11 protein-coding genes are annotated in these 12,477 nt (G+C 70.1%); 7 read left to right on the top strand and 4 right to left on the bottom strand.

Going from position 1 to position 12,477, the window contains the following annotated elements; translation table 11 throughout:
• Window positions 1-210 precede the first annotated feature (210 nt).
• The 6 genes from ABZ098_RS19505 (at window position 211) to ABZ098_RS19480 (ending at window position 5,732) form a co-directional block, all read left to right on the top strand.
• Window positions 211-876, top strand: coding sequence for a TetR/AcrR family transcriptional regulator (locus ABZ098_RS19505; RefSeq protein WP_356592689.1), 666 nt, complete (start codon window positions 211-213; stop codon window positions 874-876).
• A 249-nt stretch (window positions 877-1,125) separates the two neighbouring features.
• On the top strand, window positions 1,126-2,715 hold the full coding sequence (locus ABZ098_RS19500; protein ID WP_356592687.1) for an ATP-binding protein: 1,590 nt from the start codon (window positions 1,126-1,128) through the stop codon (window positions 2,713-2,715).
• Window positions 2,712-3,119, top strand: coding sequence for a roadblock/LC7 domain-containing protein (locus ABZ098_RS19495; RefSeq protein ID WP_007380839.1), 408 nt, complete (start codon window positions 2,712-2,714; stop codon window positions 3,117-3,119). The genes ABZ098_RS19500 and ABZ098_RS19495 overlap by 4 nt, the downstream gene beginning before the upstream one ends.
• On the top strand, window positions 3,116-3,547 hold the full coding sequence (locus ABZ098_RS19490; protein ID WP_356592685.1) for a DUF742 domain-containing protein: 432 nt from the start codon (window positions 3,116-3,118) through the stop codon (window positions 3,545-3,547). The genes ABZ098_RS19495 and ABZ098_RS19490 overlap by 4 nt, the downstream gene beginning before the upstream one ends.
• Window positions 3,528-4,148 carry an ATP/GTP-binding protein gene (locus ABZ098_RS19485; protein ID WP_356592683.1) on the top strand — a complete coding sequence of 207 codons (621 nt, stop codon included), beginning with the start codon at window positions 3,528-3,530 and terminating at the stop codon, window positions 4,146-4,148. Before ABZ098_RS19490 ends, ABZ098_RS19485 begins: the two co-directional genes overlap by 20 nt.
• Before the next feature lie 129 nt (window positions 4,149-4,277).
• Entirely contained in the window at window positions 4,278-5,732 is a 1,455-nt protein-coding gene (locus ABZ098_RS19480) for a cytochrome P450 (protein ID WP_356592681.1), read from the top strand.
• A 16-nt stretch (window positions 5,733-5,748) separates the two neighbouring features.
• On the opposite strand, the gene ABZ098_RS19475 is transcribed toward ABZ098_RS19480, so the two are convergent.
• Together ABZ098_RS19475 and ABZ098_RS19470 are read right to left on the bottom strand one after the other, a co-directional pair.
• The gene (locus ABZ098_RS19475) at window positions 5,749-6,693 is read right to left on the bottom strand and encodes an RluA family pseudouridine synthase (protein WP_356592679.1); all 945 of its coding nucleotides are present in this window, start codon (window positions 6,691-6,693) and stop codon (window positions 5,749-5,751) included.
• Between the two features lie 90 nt (window positions 6,694-6,783).
• Complete coding sequence (locus tag ABZ098_RS19470) at window positions 6,784-7,794, bottom strand: hypothetical protein (RefSeq protein ID WP_356592677.1); 1,011 nt, start codon at window positions 7,792-7,794, stop codon at window positions 6,784-6,786.
• A 1,054-nt stretch (window positions 7,795-8,848) separates the two neighbouring features.
• Here ABZ098_RS19470 and ABZ098_RS19465 point away from each other — a divergent pair.
• On the top strand, window positions 8,849-9,430 hold the full coding sequence (locus tag ABZ098_RS19465) for a GNAT family N-acetyltransferase (protein WP_356592675.1): 582 nt from the start codon (window positions 8,849-8,851) through the stop codon (window positions 9,428-9,430).
• Between the two features lie 56 nt (window positions 9,431-9,486).
• On the opposite strand, the gene ABZ098_RS19460 is transcribed toward ABZ098_RS19465, so the two are convergent.
• A complete protein-coding gene (locus tag ABZ098_RS19460) occupies window positions 9,487-11,022 on the bottom strand; it encodes an amino acid permease (protein ID WP_356592673.1) in 1,536 nt (511 codons plus the stop codon).
• 564 nt (window positions 11,023-11,586) lie between these two features.
• Window positions 11,587-12,432, bottom strand: coding sequence for a siderophore-interacting protein (locus ABZ098_RS19455; RefSeq protein WP_356592671.1), 846 nt, complete (start codon window positions 12,430-12,432; stop codon window positions 11,587-11,589).
• Window positions 12,433-12,477: the final 45 nt, after the last annotated feature.

Below are 12,477 nucleotides of genomic sequence, written 5' to 3'. Positions count from 1 at the left end.
CTCGGGTGTTGCGGTGGGGTTACCGGGGGCTCACCGTTCTTGGGTGTGGGTGGGGGGCGTCGTCGAGTGCGGGCCCGCGAAGGCACCCCCGAGCCACCACCGCACCCCGGCACGCCGCAACCCCCAGGGGCGCAGGGAACTGCGCGATCAGCCCCCACCACTCGCCCGCGCGCACCGGGTGCTCGGGCCCCGTGTGCGAGGATCGAACGCATGGGTACGACAGGTGGGGCGGCGGAGTCCGGGCGGCGGGTCGGCAGGCCGCGGGCGGCACGGCGGCCGGACAGCGGGCTGGCGCCGCGCGAGGAACTCCTCGTCGCCGCGGCCGAGTTGTTCACCACCCTGGGTTATGCCGCCACCAGCACCCGGGCCGTCGCCGAGCGCGCGGGCATGCGGCAGGCGTCCATGTACCACTACGTCTCCGGCAAGGAGGAGCTCCTCGCCGAGCTCCTGGAGTCCACCGTCACGCCCTCGCTGGCGTACGCCCGTGAGCTGCTGGCGGACGACACGGTTCCGGCGGAGAGCCGCCTGTGGGAGCTGTGCCGCGCGGACGTCGAGGTGCTGTGCGACGGTCCGCACAACCTCGGCGGGCTCTATCTGCTCCCCGAGGTGCGCACCGAGCGGTTCGCCGGCTTCCATGCCGTGCGGGCCGAACTCAAGGACGCCTACCGGCAGTTGCTGGCCGCGACGGCCGCGGGCGGCGCGCTGGCCAAGAGTGAGCTCGAACTCCGTACCGATCTGCTGTTCGGCCTGATCGAGGGCGTGATTCTCGTCCACCGCTCCGACCCCGAGCGGCCCGCCTCCGTCTTCGCGGAGGCCGCGGCGGACGCGGCCCTGCGCATCGCCGGGATCCCGGTCCGGCACCCGGCCGGAAGCTGATCTTCACTCGCCACGGTGAGCGGGTTTCGTATGCCCGTACGCCATGACTCGGCGTGTTCGAGTGGTGTCGGAGCGTGTAAATGGGCTGAGGGTACTCCAGTCGCAATGCCCGTTTCAGGCGCTTGCTGAATATGACACGGCGATGATCCGGTCGGACTAAGCTCGCCCGCAGCGCACCGAGTTGATGTGTATTCGTGCGCTTGTTCCCTATATGTGCGACTCCCCGTCGATACGTCTCAGAGGGCCCACATGGTGAGTGTTCAATCCCCCCCAGGACGCCGTGAACTGCCGTATGCGCGCGTGCTGTTGCTCCCCGCCATAGTCATGGCCGCGGTGACCGGGACCGGTGTCGCGTTGGTGCAGCAGCCCGCCAGGGCCGCGGTCGGCTGGTGCGGTGCCGTCGCCACGCTGCTGGTGATCGCGGTGGCGGCCGAAGCCGTCCGGCGCGGTCGTGAACTGCGTGAGCAGCGACTCGAGCACATCCGTCACACGGCTCATCTCCAGCAGCGCATCGCCGACCACGACCGGGACATGATCCGGTTCGCCAAGGAGATCGCCCCCGCCGCGCTGGACTGGCTGCGCCGCGGAAGTTCCCCCGGAGAGGTGATTCGCCGACTCGGTGAGTTCGACCCCGCGTGGGCGAACCTGCCCGAGCCGCAGATCCGGCTGCTCAAGACGGTGCTCACCATCGTCGACACCGAGGAGATCATGCGTGACGCCGCGCAGCGCTCCTTCGTGAACATCGCCCGGCGCGTGCAGGCCATCGTCCACCAGCAGGCCAACGAACTGCGGGAGATGGAGGAGGACCACGGCCGCAACCCCGAGGTCTTCGACGACCTCCTGCGCATCGACCACGGCACCGCGCTGATCGGCCGGCTCGCCGACTCCATCTCCGTCCTCGGCGGCGGCCGCCCCGGCCGCCAGTGGCCCGAGCCCGTCGCGCTGTACAGCGTGCTGCGCGGCGCCATGTCCCGGATCCTGGAGTACCGGCGCATCGACCTCTCCTCGATCGCCAAGGTCAACGTCAAGGGCACCGCCGTCGAGCCGGTCATCCACGCCGCGGCCGAGCTCCTCGACAACGCCACGCGGTACTCGCCGCCCCAGAGCAAGGTGCACGTCACCGCCACCGAGGTGCAGACCGGCGTCTGCATCGAGATCGAGGACGCCGGCGTCAGCCTCAGCGAGGAGGCCCGGCTGCGGGCCGAGGGCATGCTGGAGCGGGCCAAGGCCGGCGTGGACTTCCAGGACCTGGGCGAGTCTCCGCGCCTCGGCCTCGCCGTCGTGGGCCGGCTCTGCCAGGCGTACGACATGCAGGTCTCCCTGCGTGCCTCCGCGTACGGCGGCGTCCGCGCGATCCTCGTCGTGCCCAGCGACATGCTCACCGACGAGCCCGGCGTCGGACTCGCCCACGGCATCGGCGCCACCGCCGTGCCCAAGGCGGAACTCGGCGCCCTGCCCGGCCCCAAGCGCACGATCAAGAAGCGCCGCCCCACCAGCCCCAAGTTCACGACCCCGGTCTCCATGGAGGACGACGTCCCCGAGGTCACCGAGTGGACGGCCAACGGGCTGCCGCAGCGCCGCAGCCGGGTCAAGACCTCCCTCACCCAGCGCTACGCCGAGCAGGCCGAGATCGAACGCGCCGAGCGGGAAGGCCGCCCGACCATCTGGTCGACGGCCCGGCGCGAACCCGAGCCCGGGCCGAAGCCGGACGACACCCCGCCGGGCCTGTGGGTCCAGGCGTTCATGGACGGCCTCAAGCGCCCCACCTCTTCCGCAGTCACCCAGCCGACCGACGAACCGGCCCGTACCGAGGCCGAAGACGAGGGGAACCTCAAGTGATCCAGCAGCGAGGCAACTTCGACTGGATGCTCCAGGACCTCGCCAAAGGCGTACCGGGCATCCAGATGATCGTGGTGCTCTCCGCCGACGGCCTGCGCATCGCACGGCACGGCGGCGACCCGGACACCGCCGACCGCGTCGCCGCCGCCTGCGCGGGCCTGCAGAGCCTGGCGGGCGCCGTGGCCGGGGAGATCCCCGGCAGCGACGGCAAGATGAAGATGGTCCTCATCGAGATCCACGGGGGCTACTTCTACCTGATGGCCGCCGGCCCCAACGCCTATCTCGCGGTGCTCTCCGACATCATCACCGAACCCGGCCACATGAGCGCTCGCATGAGCGACCTGGTCGTCCGCATCGGCGCGCACCTGACGAGTCCGCCCCGCCGCAACGGGCAGACCGTATGACTCCTCCACAACGCCGACGGCGATTCCCCAAGGCCAGTCAGGAACCGACCCCGCAGGCCCCGCAGCCCCCGCAGGAGGGCCAGGACCCACCCGAGGGACCGAAGAAGAACCCCGAGCGGCTGTACGTCATCACCGGCCCCGACGGGACCGAGCGCTCGGAACTCGACCTGGTCACCTTAATCGTGGCGCACGCCGACCCACCGCCCTCCGCCACGCCCGAACAGGCGGCGCTGCTCAGGCTCTGCACGGCCCCCCTGTCCGTGGCCGAGCTGTCCGCCTATCTCAGCCTGCCGTTCAGCGTGGTGACCGTCCTGCTCACCGAGCTGCTGACGGCCGAACTGGTGACGGCGCGCGCCCCTGTGATCCGCCAGGCGCTGGCCGACCGTTCCCTCCTCGAAGCGGTGATGCATGGACTTCAAAGGCTCTGACACCATCCCCGGTCCGCGAACAGAGGACCACCTGCCCCAGACCGCCGAAGCCGCGGTCAAGATCGTCATCGTCGGCGGCTTCGGCGTCGGCAAGACGACCATGGTCGGCTCGGTCAGCGAGATCAAACCGCTGACCACCGAGGAGACCATGACCCAGGCCGGCATCGGGGTCGACGACAACTACGGCTCCGAGACCAAGACGGCCACCACCGTGGCCATGGACTTCGGCCGCATCAGCATCACCGAGCAACTGGTGCTGTACCTCTTCGGCACCCCAGGCCAGGAGCGCTTCTGGTTCCTGTGGAACGGCCTGTTCGAAGGCGCACTCGGCGCGGTGGTCCTGGTGGACACCCGACGCCTCGAAGTCAGCTTCGACGTCATGGACCGCCTGGAGGAACGGGGCGTGCCCTTCGTCGTCGCCGTCAACACCTTCCCCGACGGCCCCCGCCACGCCATCGAGGACCTCCGCACCGCGCTCGACCTCAGCGAGGACATCCCCATCATCGAGTGCGACGCGCGCCGGCGGGCGTCCAGCCGGGACGTGCTGATGACCTTGATGCGGTTCCTTCATTCGCTGGCGGTGGAGAAGGCGCCTGTGTGAGGCGAGACCTGGCAGAGCCGTACGCCGCACGACCCTCTCCCACGCTCCCGGCCTCATCCGAACCCCTCGGGCCGGGGCAGCCCATGACTTCCCTCAGACCAGATCGACCTCAGCTCCGGAGCGACCATCGTGACGCCTGAACCCTTTACCCCGGCCGGTACGTACGACCCCGCGGGCCCCCCGCCCGGCTGCCCCGCGCACGGCATCGGCCCCGGAGGACTGCGTCGGCTGTACGGTCCCGGGGCGGAGGACCTGGAGGCCGTGTACGAGGAACTCCGCACCGAGCACGGAACCGTGGCCCCAGCGCTGGTGCACGATGACGTGCCGATCTGGGTGGTACTCGGCCACAGCGAGAACATGCACATGGTGCGCACCCCCTCGCACTTCAGCCGTGACACCCGGTTGTGGGGCCCCATGCAGGACGGCACCGTCAAGCCGGACCACCCGCTCATGCCGCACCTCGCCTGGCAGCCGCTGTGCTGTCACGCCGAGGGCGACGAGCACCTGAGGCTCCGTGGCGCGGTCAACGGCGCCATCTCGACCATCGACCACCGTGGTGTTCGCCGCCACATCAACCGCGCGACCCAGCACCTCGTCAACAAGTTCTGTGAGCGGGGCAGCGCCGATCTGGTCAGCCAGTTCGCCGAGCGCCTGCCAATGATGGTGATGTGCGAGATCCTCGGCATGCCCGACGAGTACAACGACCGGATCGTCGAAGCCGCCCGCGACCTGCCCAAGGGCACCGAGACAGCCATCGCAAGCAACGAGTACATCATGGACGTCCTGATGCGGCTCACCGCTCGCCGCCGGGCCGAACCCGAGGACGACTTCACCAGCCACCTCATCAACCACCCGGCGCGGCTCACCGATCAGGAGGTCAGCCAGCACCTGCGACTCGTCCTGATCATCGCGTACGAGAGCACCGCCAACCTGCTGGCCAACGTACTGAGGGTGGTACTCACCGACCCGCGGTTCCGTGCCCAGTTGAACGGCGGACAGATGACGGTGCCGCAAGCGGTGGAGCAGTCCATGTGGGACGAACCGCCGTTCAGTACCATTTTGGGTTACTTCGCCAAGCAGGACGCCGAGTTGGGCGGGCAGCGCATTCGAAAGGGCGACGGCCTGATCCTGGGCATCGCTCCGGGTAACGTCGATCCGCGTGTCCGTCCCGACACCAAGGCCCATATGCATGGCAACCGTTCCCACCTCGCGTTCAGCGGAGGTCCGCACGAGTGCCCGGGCCAGGACATCGGCCGTGCCATCGCGGATGTCGGCGTCGACGCGCTGCTGACCCGGCTTCCCGACGCCGAACTCGCCTGCGACGAGGACGAGCTGGAGTGGGAGGAGACCATCTCCAACCGGCATCTGGTGGCGCTGCCGGTGAAGTTCGCGCCCAAGCCCCAGCAGGACGTCATGGCCCGCCCCGCGCACCCGGTTCCGTCCCAGCGCCGCACCGACTGGCAGGTCAGCATGCCGCAGCCGGAGCCGACGGCTCCGGCGCCCGCCGCTCCGGTTCCGGTGCCCGAACCCGTCGTACGGCTCGGTGCGTTCCAACGTCTCCTGCGCTGGTGGCGTGGCGAGTGAGCCTGGGCCACCGGGGTTATCCGGCCGCCCACTCCTCGTAGGACGACCAGGCCCGCAGCACGCGCGGGCTGACGAACCGGTGCTCGCGTCCCGTGACCGGATCGGTGAACTCCAGTACACGCGCCAGCAGTTGCAGCGGACGCCGGAAGTCGCCGGGTGCCACGGGGGAGGTGACCACCGGATAGAGGGGGTCTCCGAGGATGGGCACGCCCAAAGCGCTCATATGCACCCTGAGCTGGTGCGTCTGCCCGGTATGCGGCGTCAGCCGGTACCGGGCACGCTCGCCCCGGTGCTCCAGCAACTCGATCCGGCTGACGGCGTTCGGCTCCCCCTCGACTTCCCGAGCCGCCAGGACCCCACGCTCCTTGACGATGCGGCTGCGCACGGTGTTGGGCAGGGGCAGGGCCGGGTCGTACGGGGCCACGGCTTCGTACTCCTTGGCCACCCGCTTGTCCCGGAACAGCGACTGATAGGCGCCACGTTCCTCGGGGCGCACGGTGAACATCACCAGGCCGGCCGTCAGCCGGTCCAGCCGGTGTGCGGCGCCGAGCGTGGGGATGGCCAGCTCCCGGCGCAGCCGTGCCAGGGCCGTCTCGGCGACATGGCTGCCGCGCGGGGTGGTGGCGAGGAAGTGCGGTTTGTCGGCCACCACCAGGTGTTCGTCCCGGTAGACGATGTCGATCGGGAACGGCACCCGCTCCTCGTCGGGCAGTTCCCGGTGGAACCACACGGACGTCCCCGGCACGTACGCCGAGTCACGTGTCACCGGACGTCCGGTGGCGTCCACGATCTGCCCCGTCTCCAGCATCCCGTCGATGACCTCGGCCCCGGCCGCGAGCCGAGCCACGAGATGATCCCGCACGGTCGCCCAGGTGTCGCCGGGCGGCAGCCGCACCCGCACCGGATCGACCCCGTCGCGCTGCGGCAGGGGAGAGGGCGGGGGCGGGGTACGGCGTCTCATCACGATCAAGCGTACGAGGTGGTACCGACAGCGGCGGCGAGCCGCGAGCCGGCAGGGGTGTGCCACCGGAGCGGTGACGGAAGCGGCCTGTCAATATCCAAGCCTCTTCGAGGGGCCTTGGCCCGGGGCCGGAGTCTGATACCGCGTGGCGCTGTCCTGCCACACGTGGAAGCCGGTGAGGTGGTCCCGCAGGGCCTTCATGACGGCGTACACCTGCGCGCGGTCCTCGCTGTCCAGCCGAAGCTGGTCGCAGAGCTCGGGGAGCTGAGTGGTTTCCAAGTGTTCGTATTCCGACAACCTGGCCGCGCGCAGCCGCGTGACCGAGGCCGCGGCCTGGTCGATGGTGAGCTCCAGGAACCTCGCGAACACCAGGACGGAGTTGCATGTCTCGTCCTCGTCCTCGACCTCGCGGCGATACGAGCGGATGTCGTTGTGGAGCGCCTGGATGTCCGTCCAAGCGTCCATCAGCGCACGGAACGGCCGTGAGCGGCGCACGCGCACCGGAACCTCCGCACCTGCCACGTGCTCGGCGAGGCAGACCCCGACGGGGCCCCCGTACGAGCCGCGACGGCGTACGAGGTACTCGGCCGGATCGGGGATCCGGCCGTTTCGGATGCACTCCAGCTCCCAGCACTGCCCGTCGGCATATTCCATCTGGGCTTTCAGCATGTCGCGTTTCCACGCGGTGGAGCGGGTCGGGGCCAGCCGCAGCCAGATGTCGGCGAGGGACCTCTCGATGGGGTTCTCCGGCTCGGGCATCGCGCGGGCGGTGCCGTCCAGTGGCATGAACAGAGGAAGCCGGTCGACCATGGCGCGTGCTCCGGCGAGGTCGCGGTCGGCCTTGAACGTCCGCACGAACAGCAGGTCCAGAGCGAACATCCACGCGTACACGTGGTACATCAGGAACAACTCGTCCCTCGGCGCGGCTGGATAGCACCATGCGGCACATTCGGGGAGTCGAATGGCCGACCACTCGTCCGGAGTGGCTGAGACGGGCAGGAGCTCCATGCTGTACGTCCACGCGTCGCCGTCGCGGCGCAGCAGGTCGACGCTCGGATTTTCCCGCCACGCGTAAGGTATCGAGGACGAGGTAATACTCATCGTGCTGATCTCCCGTCGCGTATTCAAGACCTGGAACGGCCAGTCCTTCTCAGGTCCTTCGGCTTGGGTAGAACACGGAATCGTCAGGCGTTCCGGGGGTATACGGGACGCGAGGGGGCGCGGGTCACGGCCAGGGTGACGTGCGCCGAGCGAGGTGTGCGTGCCCGATCAGTGGAACGGCTCGGGCGACTCGCCTGGAGCAGAGCCATTCATGATGCCCTCCGGGTGGCGGAGCCGACGAAGTCCATGAACTACGCGTTGTGTTCCATACGCTGCGACCGCAGCGTGGCTGAACTCGTGCACGAACCCGGCCTCGTCAACTGCGCGCCCGGCGGCCGTTGTCTTCGCGGCGGCAGCCGGACGGTACGGAGAATCGGTGGCCACCACCGCCGCGACAGCGTTGTCGGAGGCGAGGTCGTGGATCATCCCTACCTTCCAGTGCCACCGTGGGTTTCGTCAACTGTGCGGGGCGAGTTGGCGCTGGTGCGAGGCGCCGCGGGGGACCGCTGCGACAGGCCTGCCGGGTGGCCGCCGGCTCGCTGTTCCCGGCGACATTTCGGACAGCCCGGTTGGTAAGAGGCCGGCGCTCATCCCGGGTGGATTCGCACTGGTACACGACTCAACAAACCGCGACCGTGCCTCGCACGCACTATGTCCCCGAGGCCCTCCGCCGACCGTCGCAGGCATTCGGCCACCACCCTCACGGGCCCGGGTGCGACACCGCTCATGCTCGCAATTCGCCCTGACAGCCCACCACTTCGCACCATGCGACGATTTCCGGCCGGGGAAAAGGGGGCGCAGCCCCGGCGCACGGAGCGGATCCCCTGGCCGCCGGATGCACGGCCGCGCATTTCAGCCCGTCGATGCGCCGCGGGTACCACCCTCGTTTGCGGCAGTTGGGAAGCAAGTTCGGCGCGGGGACGGCACATCGGCCCGGGCGGTCGGGGCCACGACATCGGGCGCCCGAGGGTGGGGCGAGAGGGCCCGCGTCTCATCGTCCGTGAGCGGAAAAACCCGTTGGGATGCGCTTCGCGACGTTGGCAGGATGCGGGTCATGCCGTACCTCACCGACCCGGTGCTCCTACCCGGCACCCTCGCCGGCACCGCCCAACCCACCCTCCCCACCGGTGACGGGCTGCTCCTGCGTCCCTGGCGGCCCGAGGACGCTCCCGCGGTGCACGCCGCCTTCCAGGACCCGGTGATGCACCAGTGGCACGCCCGTGCCGCCGACTCCCTGGACGAGGTCGGCGGCTGGATCGAGGAGTGGCGCAAGGCCTGGACCCAGGAGCAGACCGCTCAGTGGGCCGTGGTGGACGCGGACACCGATCTCCTGCTCGGCCGGGTGGCCCTGCGCGAGATCCATCTCGACGACGGACAGGCCGAGATGGCGTACTGGACGACCCCGGAGGCCCGGGGGAGGGGTGTCGCGGCGCGCGCCACGACCACCCTGGCGCGCTGGGCTCTCGACGACGTCGGCTTCCACCGTCTCGAGCTCATGCACGCCGTCCGCAACGAGGCGTCCTGTCGGGTGGCGACCAAGACGGGTTTCCTTCTGGAAGGGACCAAGCGGAGTGCGGTTCTGCATCCGGACGGTTGGCACGACATGCATCTGCACGCGCGCGTGCGGGGCGACTAGAGACCACCGACGGCAGCCGCGGTCGTACCCGACCCGACCCGGCCCGACCCGTCCCGCTACCCCGCCGCCGCGCGCCTCCGTACCGCGCGCCACGCCACGCCCACCGCCAGCGTCGCCGCCAGGAACAGCACCGTGAACCACTGGAAGTACCAGTGTCCGCCCGCCGGGTCGTACACCGCGGCCCGGGGCCAGGCCAGGTTGACGGTCATGAGGAGGCCGTAGAGGAGGGCCAGGGCGTTGACCGGGATGCCCCAGCGGCCCAGCGAGAACAGGCGGGCGCCCTCCTCGTCGGTGCCCGACGAGGTGAACTCGCCCCGCACACGGCGGATCAGCAAGGGACCCGTGACCATCGCGTACGCCAGGTACAGCATCACGATGCAGGTCGTGCCGATCGCCAGGAACGCCTCCGGTGAGGCGAAGTTGAGGAGCAGCAGGGCGGCGGCCAGGATGCCGACGGCCAGGGCGGGGGCGGTGGGCATGCCCGTGCGGGGGTTCACGCGCGCGAGGCGGCCCGCGAAGGGCAGTTGGCCGTCGCGGGCCATGGAGAAGAGCATGCGGCAGGCCGCCGTCTGAATGGCGAGGGTGGCCACCGCGATCGCGACCACGACATCGGCCAGCAGGGCCTTGCCGACGCCGTCGCCGAGGCTGCTGGTGAGGACGTAGCTGAGGCCGTCGACCGACAGGCGCCCGTCGGTGAGGCTGGGGGCGGCGAGTAGACCGCCCAGGACGATCAGGCCGCCCAGCGCGCCGGCCGCGCCGAGCGCGGTGAGGATCGTGCGGGGCGCGGTGCGCCGGGGGTTGCGGGTCTCCTCGCTCATCTCGCCCGCGCTGTCGAAGCCGATCATCACGTACGCCGCCGTGAACGAGCCCACCAGCAGTGCCCCGAACAGGCCGCTCTGCGCGGCGCCCCCGGTGTGGAAGGTGATGCTCGGCGTGCGCTCGGAGTGCGTCAGCAGGAGCACGATGATCAGCACCGCGCCGATGATCTCGGCGGTCACGCCGACCCGGTTGATCACGGACATGACGCGGTTGTCCAGGACGTTCACCAGGGTCGTCAGGACGAGAAGGATCACGCCGAGGACCGCCGCGTTCGCCGCGCCGTCCGCCGAGGCCGGCGACGGGTCGGTGCCGACGATCTGGAAGCCCGACCAGATCGCCGGGAGCACCATCTGCAGGGCCAGCGCGGCCGCGGCGACCACGACGATCTGCCCGATCACCATGATCCAGCCGGCGAACCAGCCGAAGGCCGGGGTGGAGAGGCGGGACGACCACTGGTAGATCGCGCCCGAGAGGGGGTAGCGCGCCGCCAGTTCCGCGAAGCAGGCCGCCACCAGCAGTTGTCCGACCAGTACCGCCGGCCAGGCCCAGAAGAAGACGGGGCCGCCGAACGCGTACCCGAAGGCGAAGAACTGGAAGACGGTCGTCAGGACCGAGATGAAGGAGAACCCCGCCGCGAAGGACGCGTACCGGCCCAGGCTGCGGTGCAGCTCCTGGGGGTAGCCGAACTCGGCGAGGGACCGGTCGTCGGAGGGGGAGGGAGAGGAGGAGTGCGGGGGATCGGGACGGACGTCGGAGGGACTGGTCGTCGTCACGGCGGCACCTGCCTTCGGCGGCATGAGGGCGGGGAGCGGAACAGCGGTGCGGGAGCTGAATTCCTGTCGGGTGACAGAAATTAGGGAGGGGCTGTTTCGGGTGCGTGACGCAGGCATGTCGAAGTGGCGCCCAAGTCCTCACGTCCTCGCGGTCTCACGTCCTCGCGGTCTCGCGGCCGCCTCGGTCTCGCGGTCTCGCGGTCTCCCGTCCTCCCGGTCTCGCGCGGGCCGGCCGTACGCGATGCGTCGTGTCCATGGACGTCCTGTCGCGCTGTCGCGGATCACGACCCCCGCGCCGGTGAAGTCACCACCCTCGACGTCCACCGTGTCAGCGTCCGCGCCGACGACGGGGTCGCCGCCGTCCCCGCCCTGTGCTCCGGACGTTCCGGTCGTGCCAGCGGTCGGTGTGACCCCTCCCGTGCACGCGAAGGTGTGCCCCCTCACGGGCACGCGAAGGTGTGCCCCCTCACGGGCACGCGAAGATGTAACCCTCCCGGGCGCGCGAAAGGGGCGGCACCCTCGAAGGTGCCGCCCCTTTCGGACGTGAATGCCCGGAACGGAGTCCTAAGCGGCGGGCGCCGCGCCCTCCTGCTCCGCCTCGATGCGGGCGTTCCAGTCCCGTTTGGAGGCCTGCCAGCCGTCCTCGTTGTGGCCCAGGCGCCAGTAGCCGGAGATGGACAGGTCCTCGCGCGGGATTCCGCGTTCGACCCGCAGCAGATGGCGGAGCTGCTTCACGAAGTGCGCCTCGCCGTGCACGAACGCGCACAGCCGCCCCTCCGGGAACTCCAGCGCGCGAACCGCCTCCACCAGGGCCTCGCCGACCGGGCGGGAGCCTCGGTGCAGCCAGACGACCTCCACGTCGGAGTCGATCTTCTGCTCCTCCTCGGGCCCGGAGACCTCGATGAAGGCGTGCGCCCGGGCGCCGTCGGGCAGTGACTCGAGGGAACGGGCGATCGCGGGCAGCGCGCTCTCGTCGCCCACGAGCAGATGCCAGTCGGCGTCGAGGTCCGGGGCGTAGGCGCCGCCGGGGCCCATGAAGTGCACGGTCTCGCCGGGCTGGACGCGTACCGCCCAGGGGCCGGCCAGGCCCTCGTCGCCGTGGATCACGAAGTCGAGCGTGAGCTCGCGGTGCTCGGGGTCCCAGTGGCGCACGGTGTACGTGCGGGTCACGGGCCACTGCTCGCGTGGGAACTCCTCGCGGATCCGCTGCACGTCGAAGGGCTCGGGGTAGGTCACGCCCTCGGCCGGGAAAAGGATCTTGACGTAGTGGTCGGTGCAGGTGTCCGCCGCGAACTCGGCGAGTCCGTCGCCGCCGAGCACCACGCGCTGCATGTGCGGGGTGAGGCGTTCGGTGCGGACGACCTGCGCGGAATGGGGTTTCCGCGGCTTGCGTCCCGGTCCTTCTGCCATGGCGACCTCCCAGTTCCCTATGCTTAGGCTTACCTAAGTTAGCAT

Source organism: Streptomyces sp. NPDC006335 (assembly GCF_040612795.1).
GTDB lineage: Bacteria > Actinomycetota > Actinomycetes > Streptomycetales > Streptomycetaceae > Streptomyces.
Note: the sequence above shows the minus strand (reverse complement) of the source record. Positions and strands in the feature narration are given on the sequence as shown.

Coding starts and splice junctions, on each gene's coding strand:
- ABZ098_RS19505 (WP_356592689.1), top strand. CDS start 211: ATGGGTACGACAGGTGGGGCGGCGGAGTCCGGGCGGCGGGTCGGCAGG.
- ABZ098_RS19500 (WP_356592687.1), top strand. CDS start 1,126: ATGGTGAGTGTTCAATCCCCCCCAGGACGCCGTGAACTGCCGTATGCG.
- ABZ098_RS19490 (WP_356592685.1), top strand. CDS start 3,116: ATGACTCCTCCACAACGCCGACGGCGATTCCCCAAGGCCAGTCAGGAA.
- ABZ098_RS19485 (WP_356592683.1), top strand. CDS start 3,528: ATGGACTTCAAAGGCTCTGACACCATCCCCGGTCCGCGAACAGAGGAC.
- ABZ098_RS19475 (WP_356592679.1), bottom strand. CDS start 6,693: ATGAGACGCCGTACCCCGCCCCCGCCCTCTCCCCTGCCGCAGCGCGAC.
- ABZ098_RS19470 (WP_356592677.1), bottom strand. CDS start 7,794: ATGAGTATTACCTCGTCCTCGATACCTTACGCGTGGCGGGAAAATCCG.
- ABZ098_RS19465 (WP_356592675.1), top strand. CDS start 8,849: ATGCCGTACCTCACCGACCCGGTGCTCCTACCCGGCACCCTCGCCGGC.
- ABZ098_RS19455 (WP_356592671.1), bottom strand. CDS start 12,432: ATGGCAGAAGGACCGGGACGCAAGCCGCGGAAACCCCATTCCGCGCAG.